The organism is Pseudomonas artemisiae (genome assembly GCF_057128685.1).
Genome location: NZ_JBSKHS010000004.1, coordinates 175,410 through 200,418 on the forward strand (window position 1 = coordinate 175,410; position 25,009 = coordinate 200,418).

19 protein-coding genes and 1 pseudogene are annotated in these 25,009 nt (G+C 60.7%); 11 read left to right on the forward strand and 9 right to left on the reverse strand.

What is annotated here, in order from left to right; genetic code table 11:
• Positions 1 to 74 precede the first annotated feature (74 nt).
• Positions 75 to 806, forward strand: coding sequence for an alpha/beta hydrolase (locus ACWKV4_RS06965; RefSeq protein WP_483831341.1), 732 nt, complete (start codon positions 75 to 77; stop codon positions 804 to 806).
• Positions 807 to 978: 172 nt separating this feature from the next.
• Here ACWKV4_RS06965 and ACWKV4_RS06970 read toward each other — a convergent pair.
• The 3 genes and pseudogenes from ACWKV4_RS06970 to ACWKV4_RS06980 all read right to left on the reverse strand — a co-directional run.
• Positions 979 to 3,438, reverse strand: a pseudogene (locus tag ACWKV4_RS06970) (glycosyl hydrolase family 28-related protein); the annotation flags it as partial.
• A 432-nt stretch (positions 3,439 to 3,870) separates the two neighbouring features.
• Positions 3,871 to 4,347, reverse strand: a complete 477-nt coding sequence (locus ACWKV4_RS06975) for a nuclear transport factor 2 family protein (protein WP_483831342.1) — start codon at positions 4,345 to 4,347, stop codon at positions 3,871 to 3,873.
• A gap of 34 nt (positions 4,348 to 4,381) precedes the next feature.
• The gene (locus tag ACWKV4_RS06980; RefSeq protein WP_483831343.1) at positions 4,382 to 4,957 is read right to left on the reverse strand and encodes a TetR/AcrR family transcriptional regulator; all 576 of its coding nucleotides are present in this window, start codon (positions 4,955 to 4,957) and stop codon (positions 4,382 to 4,384) included.
• Positions 4,958 to 5,393: 436 nt separating this feature from the next.
• Between ACWKV4_RS06980 and glpT the strand changes: the two genes are divergently transcribed.
• From glpT to ACWKV4_RS07000, 4 genes are all read left to right on the forward strand, one after another.
• Positions 5,394 to 6,737, forward strand: a complete 1,344-nt coding sequence (glpT, locus tag ACWKV4_RS06985; protein WP_483831344.1) for a glycerol-3-phosphate transporter — start codon at positions 5,394 to 5,396, stop codon at positions 6,735 to 6,737.
• 231 nt (positions 6,738 to 6,968) lie between these two features.
• Positions 6,969 to 7,367, forward strand: coding sequence for a response regulator (locus tag ACWKV4_RS06990; protein WP_483831345.1), 399 nt, complete (start codon positions 6,969 to 6,971; stop codon positions 7,365 to 7,367).
• A 91-nt stretch (positions 7,368 to 7,458) separates the two neighbouring features.
• The gene (locus tag ACWKV4_RS06995) at positions 7,459 to 8,679 is read left to right on the forward strand and encodes a putative DNA modification/repair radical SAM protein (RefSeq protein ID WP_483831346.1); all 1,221 of its coding nucleotides are present in this window, start codon (positions 7,459 to 7,461) and stop codon (positions 8,677 to 8,679) included.
• Entirely contained in the window at positions 8,676 to 9,506 is an 831-nt protein-coding gene (locus ACWKV4_RS07000; protein WP_483831469.1) for a TIGR03915 family putative DNA repair protein, read from the forward strand. Before ACWKV4_RS06995 ends, ACWKV4_RS07000 begins: the two co-directional genes overlap by 4 nt.
• Before the next feature lie 42 nt (positions 9,507 to 9,548).
• Here ACWKV4_RS07000 and ACWKV4_RS07005 read toward each other — a convergent pair whose 3' ends face one another.
• The gene (locus tag ACWKV4_RS07005) at positions 9,549 to 9,935 is read right to left on the reverse strand and encodes a DUF4124 domain-containing protein (protein ID WP_483831347.1); all 387 of its coding nucleotides are present in this window, start codon (positions 9,933 to 9,935) and stop codon (positions 9,549 to 9,551) included.
• A 108-nt stretch (positions 9,936 to 10,043) separates the two neighbouring features.
• Between ACWKV4_RS07005 and ACWKV4_RS07010 the strand changes: the two genes are divergently transcribed.
• On the forward strand, positions 10,044 to 10,781 hold the full coding sequence (locus ACWKV4_RS07010) for a DUF72 domain-containing protein (protein ID WP_483831348.1): 738 nt from the start codon (positions 10,044 to 10,046) through the stop codon (positions 10,779 to 10,781).
• Here ACWKV4_RS07010 and ACWKV4_RS07015 read toward each other — a convergent pair.
• Together ACWKV4_RS07015 and ACWKV4_RS07020 are read right to left on the reverse strand one after the other, a co-directional pair.
• Positions 10,766 to 11,053, reverse strand: coding sequence for a DUF3253 domain-containing protein (locus ACWKV4_RS07015; protein WP_483831349.1), 288 nt, complete (start codon positions 11,051 to 11,053; stop codon positions 10,766 to 10,768). The genes ACWKV4_RS07010 and ACWKV4_RS07015 overlap by 16 nt on opposite strands.
• Positions 11,053 to 12,204, reverse strand: a complete 1,152-nt coding sequence (locus tag ACWKV4_RS07020; protein ID WP_483831350.1) for an aldose epimerase family protein — start codon at positions 12,202 to 12,204, stop codon at positions 11,053 to 11,055. The genes ACWKV4_RS07015 and ACWKV4_RS07020 overlap by 1 nt, the downstream gene beginning before the upstream one ends.
• A gap of 215 nt (positions 12,205 to 12,419) precedes the next feature.
• Between ACWKV4_RS07020 and ACWKV4_RS07025 the strand changes: the two genes are divergently transcribed.
• From ACWKV4_RS07025 to araH, 4 genes are all read left to right on the forward strand, one after another.
• The gene (locus ACWKV4_RS07025; RefSeq protein WP_483831351.1) at positions 12,420 to 13,322 is read left to right on the forward strand and encodes an SMP-30/gluconolactonase/LRE family protein; all 903 of its coding nucleotides are present in this window, start codon (positions 12,420 to 12,422) and stop codon (positions 13,320 to 13,322) included.
• 113 nt (positions 13,323 to 13,435) lie between these two features.
• Entirely contained in the window at positions 13,436 to 14,440 is a 1,005-nt protein-coding gene (locus ACWKV4_RS07030) for a substrate-binding domain-containing protein (RefSeq protein ID WP_483831352.1), read from the forward strand.
• 23 nt (positions 14,441 to 14,463) lie between these two features.
• Positions 14,464 to 16,014 (forward strand): L-arabinose ABC transporter ATP-binding protein AraG, encoded by a 1,551-nt coding sequence (gene araG / locus ACWKV4_RS07035; RefSeq protein WP_483831353.1) that lies wholly within the window; start codon positions 14,464 to 14,466, stop codon positions 16,012 to 16,014.
• Positions 16,007 to 16,975, forward strand: coding sequence for an L-arabinose ABC transporter permease AraH (gene araH, locus ACWKV4_RS07040; protein WP_483831354.1), 969 nt, complete (start codon positions 16,007 to 16,009; stop codon positions 16,973 to 16,975). The genes araG and araH overlap by 8 nt, the downstream gene beginning before the upstream one ends.
• A gap of 40 nt (positions 16,976 to 17,015) precedes the next feature.
• On the opposite strand, the gene ACWKV4_RS07045 is transcribed toward araH, so the two are convergent.
• A complete protein-coding gene (locus ACWKV4_RS07045) occupies positions 17,016 to 19,244 on the reverse strand; it encodes an ATP-binding protein (RefSeq protein WP_483831355.1) in 2,229 nt (742 codons plus the stop codon).
• Between the two features lie 259 nt (positions 19,245 to 19,503).
• Here ACWKV4_RS07045 and ACWKV4_RS07050 point away from each other — a divergent pair, with 259 nt between their 5' ends.
• Positions 19,504 to 22,065, forward strand: a complete 2,562-nt coding sequence (locus ACWKV4_RS07050) for a M10 family metallopeptidase C-terminal domain-containing protein (protein ID WP_483831356.1) — start codon at positions 19,504 to 19,506, stop codon at positions 22,063 to 22,065.
• 37 nt (positions 22,066 to 22,102) lie between these two features.
• Here the strand turns inward: ACWKV4_RS07050 and ACWKV4_RS07055 are convergent, their stop codons facing one another.
• Together ACWKV4_RS07055 and ACWKV4_RS07060 are read right to left on the reverse strand one after the other, a co-directional pair.
• Positions 22,103 to 24,634 (reverse strand): response regulator, encoded by a 2,532-nt coding sequence (locus ACWKV4_RS07055; RefSeq protein ID WP_483831357.1) that lies wholly within the window; start codon positions 24,632 to 24,634, stop codon positions 22,103 to 22,105.
• A 3-nt stretch (positions 24,635 to 24,637) separates the two neighbouring features.
• On the reverse strand, positions 24,638 to 24,943 hold the full coding sequence (locus tag ACWKV4_RS07060; RefSeq protein WP_483831358.1) for a DUF6482 family protein: 306 nt from the start codon (positions 24,941 to 24,943) through the stop codon (positions 24,638 to 24,640).
• Between the last annotated feature and the right edge of the window lie 66 nt (positions 24,944 to 25,009).

The window sequence follows — 25,009 nt, forward strand, 5'->3', positions numbered from 1 at the left end:
TACGCGGCAAGGCCTTGATCGGACGGGAGTGATACCCTGGGCGGCACCCATTCGCCCCAAGGAGCCTCCGCCCTATGAAGTGGCTAGCCGCTTTACTGCTGCCTCTGATCGCAACCTTTGCCCAGGCCCAGCCCGCGCTGCAAAATGACCTGGGCCTTAATTACCTGGCCCAAGTAGCACCCGAGGTTACCGCCAAGCCGCTGGTGATTTTCCTGCACGGCTATGGCGCCAATGAAGACGATCTGTTCGCGCTTCGCCATAGCCTTCCCGCTGCCTACACCTACCTGTCGGTACAGGCCCCCATGCCGCTGGGCGAGGGCCGCTATCAGTGGTTCAGTAAAACCCCGGGTAACGGCCCTTATGAGGGCGTGCAAGATGAAGTTAGCCGCAGCCTGACGCGCCTGCGCACCTTCGTGGCCAAGGCGGGTGACAAATACCACGTGGCGCCGAACCGGATTTACCTGGTGGGATTCAGCCAGGGGGCGATGATGAGTTATGAGCTTGCCCTGCGCTATCCACAGGCCGTGGCAGGTATCGCAGCCCTGAGTGGCAAGCTCACGGCGGGCTTGCGCGCAACACTGCCGGGCTTGAATGGGTTTGATTCGCTTGCGGTATTTATCGGCCACGGCACCGCAGACCCGGTGCTGACTTATCAGGAAGCCACCGACGCGCGTAATGCGTTGCTTAACGCCGGGGTAAACCCTGTGTTCCATGCGTACCCAGGCGTAGGGCACTCGATCAGCCTCACGGAAACCCAGGACCTGGCCAAGTGGCTGGAGGGGGCGGCCAACGGAGCCGCGCGCTGACGGCCCCTGGCACAACAGAAGAAGCCCCGCGCGAAGGCGGGGCCTGGCCTTAGGCCGTGGTGGCGTGGTGCTCTGGGTCGGTGGTACCCAAAACGACCACTTCAGGCGTAGTGCCTACATCCGAGTGAGCGGTGGTGTCCGGGGCAGTGGTGCTGGCCGGAGTGGTGCTGGCGAATACGAAGTTCGCGGCGGTCAGGTCGGTGGTGTGATTACCGCTGAGCGCGACTTCGAAGCGATTGCCGTTGGCATCGGCGTCCAGATCTTTGACGTAGGTGCGGTCCGCGGTGGCGTTGTACACCAGGGTCAGGGTATTGGCATGGCCATCGCCCAGGCCGGTGAAGCCCAGCGCGGACACGTCCAGTTTGTCTTCGGCGGCATTGAAGTCGAAGATCAGGTCGTCAGAGCTGGTGGTCGCCGTACGGAAGCTGTCGGTGATGGTGTCGAAGCGGAAGGTATCCGCCCCGTCGCCGCCGGTGAGTTTGTCCGCGCCCGCGCCACCGACCAGGGTGTCGGCGCCAGTGGTGCCATTGAGCACGTCCACGCCCGACGTACCTTGCAGGGTGATGCCCGTGACCGGGGTGGCGAACACGAAGTTGGCCGAGGTCAAGTCGGTCATGTGGTTGCCCGCCAGGGAGAACTCAAAGCGGTTGCCGTCTGCGTCCGCGTCGCGGCTCTTGAGGTACGTGCGGGTACCGTCGCTGTTGAGCACCAACTGCAGGGTGTGGTCGTTGCCGCTGCCCAAGCCGGTGATGCCCAAGGCCGACAGGTCGATCTTGTCAGTTGTCACGTCGAAGTCCAGGATCGAGTCGCCCTGGTTGGCGCCGCCTGCGTTGTAGTTACGGAAGCTGTCGCTGACCGCGCTGAACACGAAGGTATCCGCCCCCGCGCCGCCGCTCAGGGTATCGGCACCGGCGCCACCGTAGATCACATCGTTGCCTGCGCCACCGTTGATGGTGTCGGCGCCGCCCAAGCCGTACAGGGTTTCATTCTGCGCGGTCCCGGTGAGGGTATCGCCCTGTTCGGTGCCTTGTACGACGTATTTGAATACGAAGTTATCGGCGGTCAGGCTCGAAACCAGGTTGCCCGCCAGGGCCAGTTCGAAGCGGTTGCCGCTGGTGTCTGCGTCCAGGCTCTTGATGTAGGTGCGGTCGTTGCTGCTGTTGTAGACGATGGTCAGGGTGCCGTTGGTGCCATTACCCAGGCCAGAGAAGCCCAGTGCGCCCAGGTCGATCTTGTCTTCCTTGGCGTTGAAGTCGGTGATCAGGTCGGTGTAGGAGGTGGTGCTGCTGCGGTAGCTGTCGGTCACCGCGTCGAAGCGGAAGGTGTCCGCGCCGTCGCCACCGGTGAGCTTGTCGCTACCGGCACCGCCGACAATCACGTCCGCGCCACCGGCGCCGCTGAGGGTATCTTTGCCCGCGCCACCGAGCATCAGATCCGCCACCGCGGTGCCGACCAACGTGTCATTACCCGCCGTACCTGTGATTTCATGCAGCGGTACCTGGGCGTTTACATAGCTGCCATCGCCGTAGAGCAGGGTGCTGCCCTTGGTGGTGCCGGAGATAGTGTTGCCCACTACGGCATTGGCGTCGGTGCCGTCTTCGTTGCGCTCGGCCACGCCGTAGGTGGAGTTAGAGCCACCGACGATGGTGTTGCTTTCGATCACATTGCCCTTGCCGGCGTAGAAATCGCCCGACACGCCAGCGGTATCATCGTAGGACTGAATGATGATCTCAGGCACAGGGTTGCTCTGGCCATTAGCGGTCAAGGTGTTATCCACCACGGTCACGCCCGAGGAGCCGTACAGGCGAATACCGGCGCTGCCATTGTTATGGATGTCCACGCCGGTGACGGTTACGTCGTTGGACATTTTCACCAGAATGCCTTCGGCGGCGTTGTCATACACGGAGCCGCCGCTGATGGTGACGTTGGTTGGGGAGGGGATGTCCTCACTGCCACGCTGCACCACGATCCCGCCGCCGCTGTTGCCATAGGCCACGTTGTCTACCAAGCTAAAGCCGTTGGTGCTGGTGACGATGTTGAACCCGTGGCGATCGTTGCCGTAGGCCACGTTGTTCTTAAAGGTACTGTCGATCAGGTAGTCGGCCACAAAGCCATCCAGGCCGTTGCCATGGGATACGCAGTTTTCGATCACCATGTTTACGGTCTGTTCGTGCGGGTCGAAGCCGTAGCCTTCGCAGTCTTTGATCTCCACGCCGTCCAGGGTCACGTTGGAGTCCTGGCCTTCCTGGCCGGGGGCGTAGCCATTGAACCAGCCGTCGATCTTCCCGCTGGTGTTGGCGCGGTTACCGTCGATGGTGAGGTTGCTCAAGCCGAAATCATGGGTTTCTTCAGCATAGGCCGAGCGTACGATACCGGTGACCGCCTCGTTCCAGCCGTCGGCGAGCTTGAGCGTGGTAGCGCCCATGCCGTCCCCGTACATATACACATTGCTCTTGAGCATGATGCAGCCATCGGAAGGCTCTTCGCCGCCGGTGACAATGTAGGTACCGGTCGGCACGTAGACCTGACCGCCGCCTGCCGCGGAAGCTGCATCCACCGCGGCCTGAATGGCGGCGGTGTCATCGGTAACACCATCACCCACCGCGCCGTAATCTTTAACGTTGAAGATCATCGTTCGCTCCTTCATCCACCGCCGATCCGCGGCCACCGGGTCGGTTCCGCTGCCAATACGTAAGTGTCAAATGTTTGTCGTTTTCGAGAAATATGGCAGGTGCCTATCTCGCACTGACCCTGTGACCGAGCGAAACGAAGGAAGTTGCTGTCCCTATGCTACTACTGACAAATTTTTATTGGTGGATCCCGCTGATGCTGGAAACGCCTGTATTTAAAGGGGTAAACCTTAAATCTGGGCAATGTGCCATTGTGCAGGCCGCAGGCACGGGGTGTTGAAGGGTTTTCTAACGCGGAGTCAATTACACGGCTGAAGTGCCGACATGAGGCGTGTTATTTACTAACTATATGAAATATAAGTAAATGTGTTTGTTATCCATAAGGAGTCCCAGCTGTGCCGCTTAGAGCGTACACAGCCAGGCGATAGGATGTGCTAGAGGCCGAGGTCAGTGAGGCCAGGGTGTTCGTCCGGGCGACGCCCCAAGGGCCAGCGAAATGCGCGTTCCGCCTCGCTGATGGGCATGTCGTTGATGCAGGCGTAGCGCCTGGTCATCAAACCATCCGCAGCGAACTCCCAATTTTCATTGCCATAGGAGCGGAACCAATTGCCCGAGTCGTCGTGCCATTCGTAGGCGTAACGCACGGCAATGCGGTTCTCGGTGAAGCTCCATAATTCCTTGATCAGCCGGTATTCCAGTTCCTTGTTCCACTTGCGCTCAAGGAACGCCTGGGCCTGCTCGCGGCCGGTGACGAATTCCGCACGGTTACGCCAGCGGGTATCGGTGGTATAGGCCAGCGCTACCTTGGCCGGGTCACGGCTGTTCCAGCCGTCTTCGGCCAGGCGGACCTTTTCAATAGCCGAGGCCTGGGTGAACGGTGGTAGCGGTGGGCGGGTGGAATTGCTCGACATGGTGGACCTCCGGCTGGTTGTAGGGGCAGGTGGGTTAGCAAACAGGGGTTGGGTGATCCAGCAGGATCACGGCCATCGCCTTGGCGTGTCGGGCTGAACTAAAGTCGCCCGCCACCCTGGCCACGGTGATAGCGCCGTCTAGCAGAATCAATAAGTGCTGAGCGGCCTCGTGGGGGCAGGGGAGTTGCGCTTGCTCGCATAACCCCTGCACATAACCCAGCAGTCGCAGCTTGTGCGCCTTGCTAATTAAACGCACCGGGTGCTGAGGGTCACCAACCTCGCCGCAGGTATTGATAAAGGCACAGCCGCGAAAGCCTGCGGTCTCGAACCAGGCCGACAACACTTCGAACATTTCGAGAATCTTCAGGCGTGGCGTGGCAGCGCGCTCGGTGTGCTCGCAGAACCACGTCATCCAGCGCTCATCCCGGGCCTCCAGGGCGGCGGCGGCGATATCTTCCTTGGTGGCGAAGTAGCGGTAGATGCTTTTACGCGCCACGCCTGAGCACTTGACCAGAAGGTCCATGCTCATGGCCTGAATGCCGTGCTCATAAATAAGCCGCTCGGCGGTGGCGAGGATCTTACTGCGGGTATCTGCGCTTGATGTGGTCATGCGCAAAGGTAGAACGAGCGTTCTACCCTGTCAAGGGTTGTATGCGTGTGGCGTGCTGTTCACCCGCGCCCCAGACGGCAGGTTGCAGGATAACCTCGCTCCCCTATAGCCAATGGCTTACACGCCAACACAGCGATTGGCTCTCGCCGGGCGCCTGGGAACACCGTATTCTGACCCCATCAACTGAAACGCAGGACGTGTTTCAGGATCATGGATGATCGGCCATGGCCTAGGAGGCCGGCAGCAGGACGCTGATGGCATTGAAAGAACCCGCTTCGGCGGGTTTTGTGCTTTATACGATTCAGCCTTTCAAGTGCATCGCCACCTGTCTATTGGTTCAAATGCAACACTTTTTGCCATGAAATCGGATACATCTTTCTGTAATGAAAATGTAATATTCGCTTTCGCATATAACAAAAAGAGTTGGAGAACCCCGATGTTTGCCTTCTTCCGCCCCGCCGCACACCAGGCGCCCCTACCCGCTGAACGCATCGATAGCACCTACCGCCGCCTACGCTGGCAGATCTTCGCCGGTATCTTCTTTGGCTATGCCGGTTACTACTTGCTGCGCAAGAATTTTTCTCTGGCCATGCCTTACCTGATCGAAGAAGAGGGCTATTCGAGGGGGCAGTTGGGGGTGGCTATTTCCGCCATCGCCATTGCCTACGGGCTGTCCAAGTTCCTGATGGGGCTGGTGTCAGACCGTTCCAACCCACGGTACTTTCTGCCCTTTGGGTTGCTGCTATCAGCGGCGGTAATGTTTGTGTTCGGTTTCGCGCATTGGGCTACCTCCAGCGTGACCCTCATGTTCCTGTTGCTGTTTGTCAACGGCTGGGCCCAGGGCATGGGCTGGCCGCCCAGTGGGCGGACCATGGTGCATTGGTGGTCGCAGCAAGAGCGCGGCCAGGTGGTGTCTACCTGGAACGTGGCCCATAACGTGGGTGGCGGCTTGATCGGCCCTTTGTTCCTGCTAGGCCTTGGCTGGACCAATGACTGGCATGCTGCCTTCTACGTGCCTGCCGCCGTGGCGGTGCTGGTCGCGGTATTCGCGTTCGCGACCATGCGCGACACGCCGCAGTCGGTAGGCCTGCCACCGATCGAGGCCTATAAGAACGACTACCCCCAAGGCTACAACGAGAGCCACGAAGCGGAATTCAGCGCCAAGCAGATCTTCGTGCACTACGTGCTGCGTAACAAAATGCTGTGGTACATCGCCCTGGCCAACGTTTTTGTTTACCTGCTGCGCTATGGGGTACTGGACTGGGCCCCTACGTATTTGAAAGAAGCCAAGCACTTCAGCGTCGACACCACCTCTTGGGCGTATTTCTTTTACGAATGGGCAGGGATTCCAGGTACGCTTTTGTGCGGCTGGATGTCCGACAAAATCTTCCGTGGCAATCGCGGCCTGACCGGCATCGTATTTATGGCCCTGGTGACCGTGGCTACCTTGGTGTACTGGCTCAACCCGCCAGGCAACCCAAGGGTCGATATGGCCGCGCTCTTCGCTATTGGCTTCTTGATTTATGGGCCGGTAATGCTGGTTGGCTTGCAAGCCTTGGAGTTGGCCCCTAAGAAGGCTGCCGGTACCGCGGCCGGCTTTACTGGCCTGTTCGGCTACTTGGGGGGCTCGGTAGCCGCTAGTGCGGCCATGGGGTATACCGTGGACCACTTCGGTTGGGACGGTGGCTTCGTCATGCTGGTGGCCGCCTGCCTATTGGCGATTCTATTCCTGTTGCCTACCTTGCGTCATACCCAGGTTGCCAGCAGCGCGCGAACATAAGTAAAGCCCGTGAACTGCGCCCGAAGGTTGGGCAGATCATCTTGTAGGCGCCAGCGAAGCTGGCGAATAGGGCCTCCAGCACGGTGAGCATCAAGACGGTATGTGATTTAACTTATACCGGCCTTGTACAAGTGGGCCCGATAAAATACTGGGCCCTAATTAATAAAATTGGTCGGAAAGTTTATTTCAAATGATAAGGATCGTAGGGTTGATGCAGCGGTCCTATCTTTCATGAATACCCAAACATTCACCTCGCTCCAGCCTCGACCCCTTGTGCTCATCGTTGAAGATGATGAGCTGCTGCGTGCCTTGATGGTGGAGGTGGTGACGGATGCCGACATGCGCGTGGAGGCGGTAAGCACTGCCGACGCGGGGCTGCTGGCATTCGAGGCTTGCCCCCAGATAGGCCTGTTGCTTACGGATGTTAGAACACCTGGTGTGCTCAATGGCTGGGATTTGGCTAAAACCATCTGTGATCGCAATCCTGAAGTCCCGGTAATCATCACCAGTGGGTATTGCTTCGAAGCCAGCTCGGACCTTCCTCGTAGCGCGTCTTTTATCTCCAAGCCCTGGTCCCTTGACCAACTCTGTGACCTGGTCAAGGCGCGAATTCAAGCCGCTTCGCAATAGCCGTACGGTTTTTGTACAACATTCGACCAAGGGTGCTTGAGGTCATATCCCATACCCGTTACTGTACATAAAACCAGTGACCGGGCCTGCCATGCAGTTGATCGACAAGTTAAGCATCCTCGCCGACGCCGCCAAATATGACGCCTCCTGCGCCAGCAGCGGCGCGCCCAAGCGCAGCTCTGAAGGCAAGAACGGCCTGGGCTCCACCAATGGCATGGGGATTTGTCACAGCTATACCCCCGATGGCCGTTGCGTATCCCTGTTAAAGATACTGCTGACCAACTTCTGCCTGTACGACTGCCAGTATTGCGTGAACCGCCGTTCCAGCAATGTGCCAAGAGCGCGGTTCAACCCGGATGAAGTGGTACGGCTTACCCTGGATTTTTACCGTCGCAATTACATCAGCGGGTTGTTCCTAAGCTCCGGCATCATTCGCTCGGCCGACTACACCATGGAGCAACTGGTGAGCGTGGCCCGTAGCTTGCGTGAAGAGCACCAGTTCCGGGGCTATATTCACCTCAAGACCATCCCGGACGCAGACCCGGCCTTGATCGAAGAAGCCGGGCGCTATGCCGACCGCCTGAGCGTGAACGTGGAGTTGCCCACCGGCGAAAGCCTACAGGCGTTGGCGCCGGAAAAACAACTGATCACCATTCACCAGGCCATGGACACCATTCACCAGGGCCAGCAGGCCGTGGCGGGCGAGCCCAAGGCGCCGGCGTTCACCCCAGCCGGGCAAAGTACCCAGATGATCATCGGCGCCGATGCCACCGATGACAGCACCATCTTGCGCAGCGCCGAATCCCTGTACGGTAACTTCCGCCTGCGCCGGGTGTATTACTCGGCCTTCAGCCCTATCCCGGACAGCCCCAACAGCGTGCCCTTGGCGCCGCCGCCGCTGATGCGCGAACACCGGCTATACCAGGCGGACTTCTTGCTGCGTGGCTATGGCTATACCGCTGGGGAGTTGCTCAGCGGCCCGGGCAACCTGGCCCTGGACATCGACCCCAAGTTGGCCTGGGCGTTGGAACATCGGGATATGTTCCCGTTGGACCTAAACCGCGCTGAACCTGCGATGATCGCCCGGGTGCCCGGTATCGGCATCCGCACCACCAAGCGCATCATCGAACTACGACGGCAACGGCGGATTCGCTATGCAGACCTTGCGCGGCTGCGTTGCGTACTGGCCAAGGCCCGGCCTTTTGTGGTCACCGCCGACTACCACCCGCCCCAGGGCGAGTCCAGCAGCCTGGCCTTGCGCCAATCCCTGATGGAACGCCCTCAGCCCCAGCAGCTGGGGTTGTGGGGGTGATTTGCCTGGATTGCGACGGCCTGTTCAGCCAGTGGCGACAGCAGGCACGCTGGCTGCTCAGCCATCAGGTGGACCCTTGCGAGGTCAGTTGGAATGGCGAGCGTGAAGCAGACCTGTTCAGTGGCCCCCATGGCCTGCCGGAAGCCCTGGGGCCGTATCGATCGAAAATCCCTGCTGCGCTGCCTGAGCTATTGCAGAGCGCAGCGCAATACCTGGGGGAGCAACGCTGGAGCCTGTTGTACGAAGTGCTATGGCGCGTCAGCCAGGGTGACCGAACCGCCATGTTGGCAGGGGACGCGCTAGGCTCGGAGCTGCACCGGCGAGTGAAGCAGGTCAGCCGCGAGGCCCATCACTTGCACGCCTTCCTGCGCTTCGTGGAGCAGCCTGAACCCGCTGAGGGCCCGGCCTTCGTCGCCTGGCATGAGCCAGCCCACGATATTCTGGAACAGGCAGCCGTACATTTCGTAGGGCGGATGGGCCGCGAGCGCTGGTTGATTGCAACGCCTCGAGATGGCGTGTTCTACGACGGCGGCACGCTGCACTACGAACGGCACTGCCCGCCGGCGTGGCGAGAGCTGGCACGGGGCAGAGGGGATGACACCCATGCCCTATGGAAAGCCTATTACGCCCATACCTTCAACCCGGCGCGGGTCAATCCGAGCATCATGCAGGGGCACATGCCCACTCGCTTCTGGAAGTTGCTGCCGGAAGGGGACTTGATCCCCAAGCTGGTGGTGCAGGCCCGCCATGGCAAGCAACGTGATGGCCAAGCAGCCGCGGTAGCTGCCATGCCTGGGAAAGCGATACGCGGTGTCGATCATGAATGAAAGCCAGATGCCTTGGCCTAGGGAGGGGATGGAGATCTGACTTCAAGGGCGGGCAAGGCTGTCACAGGCGGTTCGCCCCGCTTCATTGAGGCAGCGCATGGGTTTGACCTTGACCTTAGGCTTTTTAGGCGGTGGCGCTACTGCCCCTGGCAGGTAATGAACGGTGTAACGCACCTTGGTGCGATAGCTGGCGCGCAGGATGTCCGTGGCGCGCTTGTTGATCACTTCCGGCTTGGCGTCTTCGGGGTTCACACTGACCCAGCGCGCCTGCTCCACCTTGCGGGCCCATTCGGTATTGCCATGGGCCACGGGGCAGGGCACGAAGCTGAAACTCACCTTGCCATCGGTACCGGTGCATTTATAGGCGTCGGCGTAGGCATCGGCCGCAAAGCTACAAAGCGCGGTCACCAAAAGCAGCGGCAGGCGCATGAAAAGGATCCATAGTGGCATTTAGATGCCGCGCAGTGTACTGGGCGATCAGGTTTCCCTCAACGTATGCCGACGGAACGCCAAGGGCATGGGCTCGGTCTGAGCAGCATGACCACCTCAACCCTCACTGATCTCTACCTTGGGTGCGCTGGCTGGAGCCTGCCGCGCGAGCAGTGGCCACGCTTTCAGGCCGAAGGCAGCCATTTGGAGCGTTACGCCAGCCGCTTTAACGCCGTAGAGATCAACAGTTCGTTCTATCGGCCCCATCGCCCGGACACCTACGCGCGCTGGGCAGCGTCGGTGCCTGAGCACTTCCGCTTTTCAGTGAAGGTGCCTAAGCAGATCACCCATGAGCAGCGGCTGCGCGATTGCGCGCCCGCGCTAGAGGCGTTTTTAGCCCAGTGCATGGCCTTGGGTGAGAAACTGGGTTGCCTGTTGGTGCAATTGCCGCCTTCGCTGGCTTACGATCCGGCGGCTGCCCTGGCGTTCTTTCAGCACCTGCGAGCATGCTACTGCGGCCCAGTAGCTCTGGAACCACGCCATGCCAGCTGGTTACACGCCGGTGAGCTGCTGGAAGCCTTGCAGATTGGCTGGGTAGAAGCAGACCCCAGTCCCTTGGGCGAGCAGGGTCCCCTTGGCTGGGATGGCCTGGTCTACGTGCGCTTGCACGGCTCGCCGAAGATCTACTATTCCCCTTACGATGAGCCGCGGCTTGAATCGGTGGTAGATCGCCTGGCTGCGGCCAAGGTACCGGCCTGGTGCATTTTTGATAACACCGCTGCGGGGGCGGCGGTGCCGGATGCCCTATGGGTGTGCGAAAATCTTGGCCTTCAACCGTTATCCTGAGAAGCGAACCCCGGGCCACGGCGCAGGCGAATAGGGCCCTCGAACGGGCCGTCTGGCGCCAGTTCCCGTGAGCCCTGGGTGATCACCACCACCCCGTCGCTGGCCAATTGCCGTGCCTGGTCACGCACCGGCTCCATCAGTACCCGCCAACCCGAGGGGTCATCCCGCGCAAGCGCGCGGGCGACTTCCGACGGGCAGATAGACGCTGTGACCGCGCGCTGGCCTAGCAAGCCAAGTACGCACGCACGAATGGCCGAGGCGCCAGGGCTCATTACTGGCGGAAGCTGAACAGCGTGGTTTGGGTGTAGATTTTGCCCGGGTCAAGGCGCGTGCTGGGGAAGTTCGGTTGGTTGGGCGCGTCAGGGTAGTGCTGGGTCTCCAGAGTGAACGCGCCCCAGTGCGGGTACGTCTTGCCGCCCTTGCCGGTAAACCCGGTGAGGAAGTTCCCGGTATACAGCTGCACCCCTGGCTCGGTGGTGTACAGGCGCAAGCGCCGACCTGATGCCGGGTCCAGCACTTCGGCGGCGAGCTTGTTCAGGTCGCCTGCGCTGTCGAGCACCCAATTGAAGTCGAAGCCGCGCTGTTTGGGCTCGGCAAACTTCAGTTGCGCATGGTCGTCGCGTATGTGCTTGCCGAAGGCCGTGGGTTTAGTGAAGTCCATGGGGGTACCGGCCACCGGCGCAAGCTCGCCTGTAGGAATCAAGGTTTCGTCGATAGGGGTATAGCTGGCGGCATGCAGGGTCGCCACCTGATTGAGGATATCCCCTTCGCCGGCACCGGCCAGGTTGAAGTAGCTGTGGTTGGTGAGGTTAAGCACGGTGCTGCGGTCCGTGGTGGCCTTGTAGCGCACGCGTAGTTCGTTCTGGTCGTTGAGGCTGTATTGCACTTCCACGTTCAGGTTGCCGGGGAAGCCCATTTCGCCATCCACCGAGCGGTAGGTCAGGGTTACGCCCACCCAGCCTTTTTCGTCGGTCTGCTTGGCGTTCCACACACGCTTGTCAAAGCCTTTGAGGCCACCATGCAGGGCATTGGGGCCGTCGTTGACGGGTATTTGGTACTGCTTGCCATCCAGGCTGAACTGCCCTTTGGCCAAGCGGTTGCCGAAGCGGCCGATGGTGGCGCCGAAATATACATCCCCATGGGCTTGATAACCCTTAAGGTCATCGAACCCCAGTACCACATCGGCCAGGTTGCCTTTGTTGTCAGGCACCAGCAGCGACTGCAAGGTGGCGCCATAGGTCAAGATGCTGGCTTGCATGCCATGGCTGTTACGCAGCACATAGCGCTCCACCGGCGTGCCGTCGTCGAGCTTGGCGAAGTTCACGTGCTCCTGGGTCAGGCCTGCGCCATGGGCACTTCCGGCGACAAGGCCGAGCGTCAATGCGAGGCTGGCAACTTGGCCGCGAGGTGAAATAGCGTTCATGGGGCGTCTCCGTAGGGTTTGTTGTTATTAATCGAACGGGGCCACCCAAGCGGGTAGCCTCTTGAATATAGTCATACCAATTTCAACAGCAACTGCCATCATTAGCGTGCATGACCGCAAATTTTGGGGCTTGAAAGCTAAATAGTAATATTATTTAATGCTTGAAGCCCGCTAACTTCGGTTCGCTGGGTACACAACAATAAAAAGGAGGCGCCATGCACTGGCACCCCGTTACGACCCACCGCTTCAAATTGGCTGAAGGCCCGTTCTGGGATGCTTTCACCCACGCCTTGTATTTCGTCGACATCGCGGGTTACCAAGCTTGCCGTTTAAGCGGGCACAGGCTGGAACGCTGGCAACTGGCAGAGCCAGTGTCGGCTTTTATTCCAAGCGAGCAAAGCGACGCCCTGGTGACACTGGCCAGCGGTGTCTATCGCCTTGATCTGACCTCTCCCACAGACCATCCCCAGCTGCGCTTGTTCAGCCACGTGGATCCTGTGCCCGGCAACCGTGCCAACGAAAGCCGCTGTGACGCCCAAGGGCGGCTTTGGCTGGGTACCATGCAAAATAACCTGGGCCCGGCTGGCGAGGACATCCCCGTCACACGCGATAGCGGCAGCCTGTTTCGCCTGACTGCCGGCGGTGCCCAGGGCGCCCCTGAGGTCACCCGGCTGCTGGAGGGGTTGGGCATTCCCAATACCTTGGAGTGGAGCGCGGATGGCCGTTACCTCTACACCGCCGACAGCCGGGCAGGGCAGTTATACCGCTATCCCTTGCGGCCCGATGGCGACCTGGGCGAGCGTGAGCTGTGGGCCGTGGATGGCCCCGGCGCGCCGGATGGCTCAGCCATGGACAGCGAGGGCTACCTGTGGAATGCCCGTTGGGGTGGCGGGTGCCTATTGCGATTCGCACCGGACGGTAGCCTAGATCGACGTATCGATGTGCCGGTCAGCCACCCCACCAGTTGCGTGTTTGGCGGCCCTGATCTGGCCACTCTGTACCTGACCTCGGCCCAGCCAGCGTCGGGCGCCACTGCACTGGATGGCGGCGTATTTAGCGCCGAGGTGGGTGTCACCGGCCGGCCCTGCCACCGTTTTGCTGAGGCCTGCTCTAAATAAGCACGTGGGTGACACTTTGTTACACCGCCCCCGTTGCGCTGTGCTTGACTGAATTCGCGGTAATCGGCCTTGCCGGTGCCGCTCGGCTTTCTAACAAAAACAAGGAGTGAGCCATGTCCCTGTCCAAAGGGTTTCGTGTTTTCTGTGGCGCGGTAGCCACAACCGCCGCATTGGGTTGGGCGGGCCAGTCAATGGCCGCCGAGCCTGTCAAAATCGGTTTTTTGGTCAAGCAGGCCGAAGAGCCCTGGTTCCAGACCGAATGGGCCTTCGCGGAAAAGGCCGCTAAAGAAAAAGGCTTTACGCTGCTCAAAATCGCCGTGCCTGACGGCGAGAAGACCTTGGCCGCTATCGACAGCCTTGCCGCCAACGGCGCCAAGGGCTTTGTGATCTGCGCGCCAGACGTTTCCCTGGGCCCTGCCATCGTGGCCAAGGCCAAGGCCAACGACCTTAAGCTGATGACCGTGGACGACCGCTTCGTGGACGCCAAGGGCAACTTTATGGAAGACGTGCCTTACCTGGGCATGGCGGCCTTTGAAGTAGGCCAAAAGCAGGGCGCGGCCATGGCCGGTGAAGCCAAGAACCGTGGCTGGGATTGGAAAGACACCTGGGCGGTGATCAACACCTACAACGAACTCGACACTGGCAAGAAGCGCACCGACGGTTCGGTGGATGCACTGAAAAAGGCCGGCCTGCCTGAGGACCATATCGTCTATGCGCCCCAGAAAACCCTGGACGTGCCCGGCAGCATGGACGCCACCAACTCCGCGCTGGTCAAGCTGCCCTCGGCGGCCAAGAACCTGATCGTTGGCGGGATGAACGACAACACCGTGCTTGGCGGCGTGCGCGCCACTGAAAGCGCCGGCTTCAAGCCCGCCAATGTGATTGGCATCGGCATCAATGGCACCGATGCCATTGGTGAGCTGAAAAAGCCTGACAGTGGCTTCTTCGGTTCGATGCTGCCTAGCCCGCACATCGAAGGCGAACGTACCGCCACCATGGTCTTCGAGTGGGTCACTACCGGCAAGGAGCCGCCGAAGTACACCGCCATGGACGAAGTGACACTCATTACCCGAGCTAACTTCAAGCAAGAGCTTGAAAAAATCGGCTTGTGGAACTGAGCCTGGGCGCGAGGAGCTTTTCGATGTTGTCCACCGTAGCGCAAGCCGGCACCGCTCAGGCGCTGTCGTTCAAAGGTATCGGCAAGCAGTTCCCGGGGGTACGGGCGTTGGCTGATATCAGCTTCACCGCACACCCTGGGCAAGTACACGCCTTGATGGGTGAGAACGGCGCGGGCAAGTCCACCTTGCTCAAGATCCTCGGAGGCGCCTATACGCCCTCCGAGGGTGAACTGTGGCTGGGCGAGCACAGCCTGAAGTTTCGTAACGCCGCTGACAGCCTGGCCAGTGGCATTGCGGTGATCCATCAAGAGCTGCACCTGGTGCCGGAAATGAGCGTGGCCGAGAACCTGCTGCTGGGGCATTTCCCCTCGCGGTTGGGGATTGTCAATCGCCGCGCCATGCATCAACGGGCGCAGGAGCTACTGCGTGGGCTGGCGGAGGAGATTCATCCGCAAACCCGCCTGGGGAACCTGTCCCTGGGGCAGCGGCAACTGGTTGAAATCGCCAAGGCGCTGTCCCATGACGCCCGGGTGATCGCCTTCGACGAGCCCACCAGTAGCCTGTCGGCGCGGGAAATCGACAGGCTGATGGAGATTATCGGCCACCTGCGAGATGAGGGCCGCGTGGTGCTGTACGTGTCTCACCGCATGGAAGAGATTTTCCGCATCTGCGACGCGGTGACGGTGTTCAAGGATGGCCGCTATGTGCAGACCTTCCATGACATGGCGCAGCTTACCCACGACAAGCTGGTCACCTGCATGGTGGGCCGGGACATCCAGGACATCTACAACTACCGGGAGCGCCCCCACGGGGACGTGGCCTTGGCCGTGAAAGGGTTGCTCGGCCCTGGCCTGCGCTCGCCGGTAAGCTTCAGCGCCCGCGAGGGTGAAGTGCTGGGGTTCTTCGGTTTGGTGGGTGCGGGCCGCACCGAGCTGTTGCGGCTGTTGTCTGGCCTGACGCCGGCCAGCGCGGGCGAGGTCGCGCTGCAAGGGCGGCACCTTACCCTCAATACCCCTCGCGATGCCATTGCCGCGGGCATTCTGCTGTGCCCCGAGGACCGCAAGAAAGAAGGCATCGTGCCCCTGGCCAGCGTGGGTGAAAACATCAATATTGGCGCCCGCCCGCGCCACTCCCGCCTGGGGTGCCTGCTTCGTGGCCGCTGGGAGCGAGACAACGCGCAACGGCAAATCCGCGCGCTGAATGTCAAAACCCCTTCGGCCGACCAGGCAATCATGTACCTCTCAGGCGGCAACCAGCAGAAAGCTATTCTTGGCCGCTGGCTGTCCCTGCCAATGAAGGTGCTGCTACTCGACGAGCCTACCCGTGGCATCGACATAGGCGCCAAGTCAGAGATCTACGACATCATCCATAACCTGGCCGCCAAAGGGGTGGTGGTGATCGTGGTGTCCAGTGACCTGATGGAAGTGATTGGCATATCCGACCGTGTGATCGTCATGTGCGAGGGCGCCCTCACAGGCGAGCTGCTCCGCGCCCGGGCCAACGAATCAAGCTTGCTACAACTGGCCCTGCCCGGTGCCCGTGTGGCTTCAGAACAAGAGGTGAACCATGGCTAGCGTACCCCACCCCCCGTTGATGTCCAGCCACCGTTTGAACATGCGGCGGTTTCTCGATGACTGGGTCATGTTGCTGGCGGCCATTGCTATCTTTACCTGCTCGGCGATCTTTATCGATAATTTCCTCTCGCCCCTGAACATGCGTGGCCTGGGGCTGGCCATCTCCACCACGGGGATCGCGGCCTGCACCATGCTGTTCTGCCTGGCCTCGGGGCATTTCGACCTGTCGGTGGGGTCGGTAATCGCCTGCGCCGGGGTGATTGCGGCCATCGTGATGCGCGATACCGATAGCGTGGCCCTGGGCGTAGGCGCGGCCCTGGGCATGGGTTTGATCGTGGGGCTGATCAATGGGATCGTGATCGCCAAGCTGCGGATCAACGCGCTGATCACTACCTTGGCTACCATGCAGATCGTACGTGGGCTGGCCTATATCTTTTCCAATGGTAAGGCCGTGGGCGTGATGCAGGAGGACTTTTCCATTTTCGGAAATGGGCAGTTCTACGGTGTGCCGGTACCTATTGTGATCACACTGCTGTGCTTCCTGTTCTTCGGCTGGTTGCTCAATTACACGACCTATGGCCGTAATACCATGGCCATTGGCGGTAACCAGGAAGCCTCGCGGCTGGCGGGCGTGGCGGTGGACCGTACCAAGATCGTGATCTTCGCCGTGCATGGCCTGGTCGGGGCACTGGCTGGCGTGGTCCTGGCCTCGCGCATGACCTCTGGCCAGCCCATGATCGGTCAAGGCTTCGAGCTGACGGTGATTTCTGCCTGCGTATTGGGCGGTGTATCGCTGGCAGGCGGCATTGGCATGATGCGCCATGTGATCGCCGGGGTACTGATTCTGGCGATCATCGAGAACGCCATGAACCTAAAGAACATCGACACCTTCTACCAGTATGTGATCCGCGGCACCATTTTGCTGCTGGCGGTGATCATCGATCGGCTTAAGCAGCGCTGATAGCCCAGCCTGGCGCACCTGCCCTGGTAACAGGGCAGGCTCAGCCCACTACTCGTTCGTTGATTGCCTCGCGCAGTTGCGATTGGGAGAAGGGCTTGGGCAGGCGAGGGACCTCGATGCGCTGCCCTGGCGTCAACTCCGCATACCCCGACACCAAAATAATGGCCATCGTTGGATAGCGCTCGCGTACCTGCTCGATCAACTGCGCGCCTGTCATCCGGGGCATGGCGTGGTCGGTGATCAACAGATCGAAGGGCGCCTGTGACAAACAGTCCAGAGCCTCCCGCGCTGAGCCGACAGCCTGTACCCTATGGCCAAGGTCCTCGAGCATGTCTACGGTATTGGTCAGTACTAGATCGTCGTCGTCCACGGTCAAGATGCTCAACGAAGGCGCGTCGAGGGTGGCGGGGGCCATGGGGTCGTCAGCGGCAGGGCGCAAGGCAGCGGGGGCGTTGATCGCCGGTAGCCAGATTTCCACCGTAGTGCCCTGGCCTACCTTGCTGCGAAGCCGCAGAGCGCCGCCACACTGCTCCGCCAACCCATGCACCATCGACAGCCCAAGCCCCGTGCCTTGGCCCACGCCCTTGGTGGTGAAAAAGGGTTCGGTAGCGCGCTTGAGGGTATGTTCGTCCATCCCCTCGCCGGTATCGGTCACCCCCAGGCACCAATAATTACCGGGAGCCAACCGAGGGTCGGAAGGCGGCACCTGCTCCAAGTGTGCGCCCATGACGATACGGCCCTGGCCGCCCATGGCGTCCCGGGCATTGACCGCCAGGTTGAGCAGGGCAGCTTCCAATTGATTGGGATCGGTGCGTACCCAGGCCGGCACGTGGACAAAGGCCTGTTCCAACTCAACGGTAGGGCCCAGTGAACGCTGCAAGAGCTCAGCCATGCCGTTGACCAATTGCTTGACCTCTACCGCCTCAGCGCGCAGTTCCTGGCGGCGGGCAAAGGCCAGCATCCGCGCGATAAGCGTTGCCCCACGCTCGGCCCCGGCCTTGGCGTTGTCCAGCAAGCGCGTGAGTAGAGGGTCGGCGGGCATGCGCCGGCGCAGCAGCTCCAGGCTGCCCAGCACGGCCATAAGCAGGTTGTTAAAGTCATGGGCGATACCTCCCGTGAGATTGCCCAGCGCTTCCATTTTTTGTGCCTGTTGCAGCGCTTGCTCGGTGCGGCGGATATTGGCCTCGCTGATGCGCAGGGCTTCGGTCCGCTCTCCGACGCGAGCCTCAAGTTCCTGACGGAAGCGCTCTTCGTCTTCTCGCCGACGAGCTTCGGCACGCACTCGCTCGATATGCGCCCATGAGCGTTCGGTCACTTCCGCCAGCAGTGACAGCTCCGCCGCGGTCCACTGCCGCGGCACGCTGTCGTTGATCGCCATCAGCGCGGTAAGCCGGCCATCTTTGACCAATGGCATGCAAATGGTCGAGGCCAGGCCAAGTTCGCGGTAGATCTGAGCCTCGGCTGGGCTCAATTGCCCAAGGGCGTCCTCGAGTATCAGGGGTAGACCGGCCCGCAGATGGCTTAGCGCAAGGCTACCGAACTTGGCCAGATCGTAATGCCCAACGATGCTGCGGGCGCCTGGCGCATGCCAATTGCCGCGTACGGTAAACCCCGTGTGATCAGGGTCCATGTCCGCATAGGCGCATACGGAGATCTTCAAATGCTCCCCCAGCATCCGCGTGCTGATGGCCATGATGACGTCCGCGTTGCTGCTACGGGCGGTTTCCTTGGCCAGGGCATCAAGGAACAACAATCGCTGCTCGCTGTGCTGCAAGTTGCGGCGAGTGATGACCTGCTCGGTGGTTTCCACCACGATCGCGATCACCCCGGCGGGTTGGCCGGTTTCGTCATGCACCGGAGAGTAATCCAGGTTCATCCACACCTGCTCGGGCTTGCCGTGGCGGTGCAAGGTTAGCTCCTGGTCTTTATAAGCCAGGGTTTGGCCACTCAAGCCCACGCGCATCACATGGTCGTTGAAGTCCGCTACCTCCGGCCAGCCCTCGCGCACCTCCGACCCCAGCAACTGGGGGTGGCGCCCCCCGGCAAAGCCTGAGTAGGCATCGTTGTAGATCATAATGCCCTTGGGGCCCCATAGCAGCACGATAGGCAGCGGGGAGGCCAAGAGCATGCCGGTAATGGTTTTAAGGCTTTGCGGCCAGTGCGCCACAGGGCCCAGGCCACTGTTACTCCAATCGTGCTGGCGAATCAGCTCGCCTAGCTCGCCGCCATGTAAAAAATGCTGGCAGTGCGCAGCAAGTTGCTGGTTCATCGCAACCCTGGTCCCTTTTGGCCGATTTGTAAGGAGTTCCCGGTGGGCGGCCATCATAACAGGGCATCGCCTGGTCAGCAGGCGCTGATCCAGGGGCCTTACCAGGAGCCGTTCCGTCGGATGTGGCCTATGCTGAACCAACTATAAGAGCGTTCTTTGGTCACATGGTTTCGCCGGCATTCGATTAAGCCGACCAAAGACGCATCGGGGAGGGTGGCCAGGCCGGCTCGCCGCCTCATGACCCACACAGGAGCTATGCATGACTGTATTTGATATCCGCGATTATGGCGCAAAGGGCAACGGTACCGACGACACCGCTGCCATCCAGAAGGCCATAAACGCCGCGGCCGCGGCGGGCGGTGGACAAGTGTACGTGCCCACTGGAACCTGGGTGGTTTCCGATGCGGACGGGTCGGGCAATGCCCTGTCGCTCAAGAGCAACGTCAACCTGACCGGTAATGGCGCAGGCGAGAGCGTACTCAAGCTGGCCGATGGCGCAGGTGCGCCTACGTCCTCGCTGCTAGGCGTTGCCGCGGGCAGCAACCTGCGCGACGCCTCCGTCAGCAACCTGGGCCTTGAGGGTAACCAGGCCGCCGGCACTGGCATGATCAGCGGGTGGTCCCAGGCCGGTGCGGGCACGGTTACCAACCTGCTGATCGATGGCGTGGCCGCCTCGGGCTTCAGCGGCAGTGGTTTTGACCTGACTGACCCGGTGGTGAACCTCACCGTGCGCAACAGCACGGCGTCCAATAACACGCTCGATGGTTTCACCTTGGGCGGCGCATTGCCGGCGTTGACCTTCCAGGACAACCACGGCTTGAACAACGGCCGTAACGGCGTTAACGCCGCGCTTGGCAGCGAAGCCATGAGCCTGACCGATACCGTAGCCTCTGGCAACGGCGCGGATGGCATCTACGTGCATAACGAAAACGGTGTGGACACCGGTTTCTTCAGCACCATCGGCGGTGACGTCTACGATAACGCCGGTGATGGCGTACGGGTGCGCGGTGTGGAATACGGCGGTGTGTACCGCTTGGACATCCACGGCAATGGCGGCTCTGGGGTGAACCTGCAAGGCACTACCCATGTGGAAGTCGCCGACAACGTTATCCACGGCAACGCCCAGACCCTCGATACCGCTGAAGTCGCGATTCGCACCCAGGGCGGCAACGAGGCCAGCCAGAACCTGGTCTACGACAACCTGATCACCGGCGGTCCCAATGCGACCTGGGGCGTGGCGGAGATTCCAGCGGACCAGGGTGTGGTCAATGGCAGCATCGTGTTCGGCAACGTGATCAACGGTACGCCTGCCGGTGACATCAATGCCGTAGGCAGCGAAAGCCAGGTGTATAACAACAGCGACATGCTGATCCTGCGCGGCAGTGCCGGGGCGGATACCTGGGTAGGCTCTCGTTCCGACGAGCTGATCAGCGGTGGCGAAGGCCGTGACCGCATCGACGGTGGCGCCGGTAACGACGTACTCGTGGGTGGCGCGGGCGTTGATACGCTGACCGGCGGTACCGGCAGTGATGTGTTCCGTTTCAACGCGGTCAGTGACAGCTACCGCAATGGGTCCCAGTCCTTCAGCGACCGCATCACCGATTTCAATGACGCCACCGACCGCCTGGACCTCACCGCGCTTGGGTTGGCAGGCCTGGGCAATGGCCATAACGGCACCCTGAAGGCAACCTACAACGCAAGTACCGACACCACCTACCTGGCCAGCCTGGATGCCGATAGCCAAGGCAACCGTTTCCAGCTAGCGCTGAGCGGCAACCACCTCAATACCCTGGGCGCGGATAACTTCGCGTCGCTGATCGGTGGCACCGCCTACAACGACACGCTCAACGGGACCGCGGCAGACGAAACCCTGGCAAGCGGCACTGGCCGGGACACCCTGCAAGGAGATGGCGGCGCCGACCGGCTGTACGGTGGCGCGGGCGGCGACACACTCTCTGGCGGTACCGGCGCTGACACCTTTGTATACACCAACGTCAGCGATAGTCTGCGTAACGACGCCAGTGGCAGCTATGCCCAGCGCGACCTGATCGTGGACTTCAACAGCAACGGCCATGACAAGATCGATGTGTCTGCCCTGGGTTTCACTGGCTTGGGCAATGGTTTTGACGGCACTCTCAAAGTGGTATTGAACCTGGCCGGCGACTACACCGCGCTTAAGTCCCTGGAACCAGACGCCGATGGAAACCGTTTCGAGATCCTGCTTAAGGGTAACCACCTGTCGGAATTGACCGCCAGCAATGTGCTGTTCGCCAACCCGAACCCTACCCAAACCGATAACTCACAACCCATCGCTCACGTGGAGGCCACCGGCACGTCCGGGGCCGACACGCTCTACGGCGACTGGGGGAATGACAAGCTCTACGGCCTGGGTGGCGACGATGTACTGGCAGGCAGCGTAGGCGACGACTTGCTGGTAGGGGGCGCTGGGAGTGACAAACTCAGCGGTGGCTCGGGTGCCGATACCTTCCGCTTTGACCACGTTAGTGACAGTTACGTAGGCTCGGCGGACCTGATCACCGATTTCTCAGTGGGGCGGGATCTGCTGGATGTGTCCGCATTGGGCTTTACTGGCCTGGGCAATGGCACCGATGGCACTCTGAAGGTCAGTTACAACGCTGGCAACGACCGTACCTACGTGCGTAGCAGCGAGGCCGACACCGAGGGCCATAAGTTTCAGGTGACCCTGGTAGGGGACTACAGCCATACCTTGAACAACGACCAGTTCGTATTCGCCCCGCACGGTGATGGCGCCGACGTTCAAATGCTGGGCGTTGCGACCCACACCGAACACACCGCTTAACCTCCGTAGTTGTGCCCCCAGGGTTTACCTGGGGGCCTTAGGGTTTGGCGTTTTCGATCAACTCGCGAATACGCCTTGCCAGGCTATCGACTGAAAACGGCTTGGTCAGCACATGCATACCGTGCTGCGCCGGGCCACTTTCAAATACACTGGATTCGGCATAGCCGGTAATGAACAACACGTTCAGCGCTGGCCGCTGTACCCGCGCCGCATCGGCCATCTGCCGGCCATTCATGCCTCCCGGCAACCCAACATCAGTGATCAGCAGGTCGATCTTGGCCCCTGAGTTGAGAATCTGCAAGCCAGCACGGCCATCGGCCGCTTCCACCGCATGGTACCCCAAGTCCTCCAGTACCTCGGTGACCATAATCCGCACCGTGGGCTCGTCATCCACCACCAATACGGTTTCACCTACTTCTGCCCGTGGCAGCGCGGTTGTGGGTGCAGGTGCAACGTCCATTACCTGGCCATGATGCCGGGGCAGGTAGAGGGTGACCACGCAGCCCTTGCCGGCCTGGGAATGGATACGGGCCTGCCCGCCGGACTGGCGAATAAAGCCGTAAATCATGGACAGGCCCAGGCCAGTACCCATGCCGAGGGGTTTGGTGGTAAAGAAAGGCTCAAATGCCTTGGCAGCCACGTCAGGCGCCATGCCCATGCCGGTGTCAGCCACCGCCAAGGCAACGTACTCGCCCACGTCCAAGTCGAAAGCCTGACTACCGCGCTCATCGATGCTGCGGTTACGGCTACTGATGGTCAGCGTGCCGCCGTCGGGCATGGCGTCCCGAGCATTGATGCACAGGTTCAGCAAAGCGTTTTCAAGCTGGTGAGGGTCAATCAGCACACTCCCTAAATCCGTGCTCAGGTCGGCCAGCACCGACACCGCCGGCCCCACCGTGCGGGAAATCAGCTCTTCCATGCCATGGACCAGTTGGTTCACCTGCGTAGGCTTGGGGGCTAAGGTCTGACGGCGGGAAAAGGCCAACAGCCTGTGGGTGAGGGCGGCGGCGCGCCGAGAAGCCCCTTGGGCGGCATTGATATAGCGATCAAGGTCCTGAGTACGGCCTTGGGCGATACGGTTTTGCAGCAGTTCCAGACTGCCGGAGATCCCCGTGAGCAGGTTATTGAAATCGTGAGCAATACCCCCCGTGAGCTGACCCACGGCTTCCATTTTCTGGGATTGGCGCAACTGCTCCTCGGAGCGCAGCAAGTCGCGTGTGCGCTCGGCGACCGCGTGTTCCAAGTGCGCATTGAGCTGTTGCAATTGCTGTTCGGCCCGTCGCCGCTCGATGGCGGTACGCGTACGCTCGCCCAGCTCTCGGGTGAAGTCCACGTCCTCTTGGCTCCACAGGCGAGGGTAACGGCAATCGGCGAAAATCAACGCCACCGGCCGGTCCCCCTCCATTAAAGGCACATTAATGAAAGCCCGCGTCTGGTAGGCCTCGAACTGGGCGGGCTGTAGAATCCTGGCGTCTGACAGCACGTCACTGACCATGATGGGCTCGCCCGCGAACAGGCTATCAACATAGCTGCCATAGGCCTTGAGGTCATGAGCGCCGGCTATGGAGGGCCGGCCATCACTGGACCAGTCTCGCTGCACCTGGAACTGGCCAGGTGCCTGGCCAATCAGGCAATACCCAGCGCGCCCGACCTCCAGTACGCTGCTAAGGATCTGAGCAGCGATGCCCGCGATATCATTAGGGTCGTCCAGCACGCGCAACTGATCGCTCAGGTGTAGCAGGCCTTCGCGCCGCTGCGCGGCTCGGCGTAGCTCGCTCACATCTTGGAAGATCACCATAAAGCGGTCGGCAGGCAGTGGATGCAAACGCCCTTCATACCAGCGGCGAACATCCTCAAGGGGGCGAATAAACGGCATCGACTGGCCCGTCTGGGCCACGCGAGCGGCATCGGCGACCCAACCAGGGGCGAGGTTAGGGAACAAGTCGCGCAGGGTCTTGGCCTGAATGCTTTCAGAAGTGCGGCCCAGGATGCGACAGCAGGCGGGGTTTACATCCAAGAAGCGCCAGTCTACCGCGATGCCCTGTGCGTCACGGATCACTTCAGCCAGCGCGAAGGCCTCATCGAAATGTTCGAACAGGCCTCGCCAGTGCCGTTCGCTATCGCGCAGCGCTTTTTCAGCCGAGCGGCGCTCGGTAATGTCATGGAAGATCACCGATACCCGGTGCTGATCCGGGGCGCCAATCCGGGCAGCTTGCACCATAAAGTAACGGCCTGGTACATGGGCATCGCTTTCGAATCGAGCCGGCTCCCCAGTAAGGGCGACCTTGCCATATACCTGGAACCAGAATGCGTCCCTATCGGGAACCAGTTCCCGCATCCAGCGACCCTCAGGCTGCTCAAGGCCGGTGTGCTTTTCAAAGGCGCGATTAACACTGAGGAATTTGTAGTCCTGCGCCTCACCCAACGGGCCAAAGCGCACTTCTATGATGCAAAAACCCACACCGCTGGCCTCGAACACATCCCCTTTCAGGGCTTGCAGCTCGCCGCGCAACTTGGCATTTTCTGCCAGCAGTGCTTCTCGAGTGCCAAATGCCGCGCCGGCGTCCATGGGTCAGTTACTGCTGTGAAGAGGAATCTGTTCGCGAGAGTCGGTAGGGCCGCTGTCCAGGCCTACCATTTCGTCGTATACCGCGGGCTGTACCATAAAGAGATTCACGCCCTCGGGTACGTCGATCAACAGTTTGCGGGCTTGATCCACCGAAGCCACATGCAAGGTATCGCCATCGGCATTGAGCACACGTTCAGACTCGCCATTGACTACCACGTGCATCGTATAGGAGCCACCTTCCATAGCGACCAATTTGATCTCGGTAACCGCGCCAGCCTTAGCTTGGCCTGCAATGTGTTCAACTTTCATGCCTTTGACTCCACTGTGTATGCCTTTCATTCAGATGAGGGCATGCGCCACGAGTTCAGAAAGCTA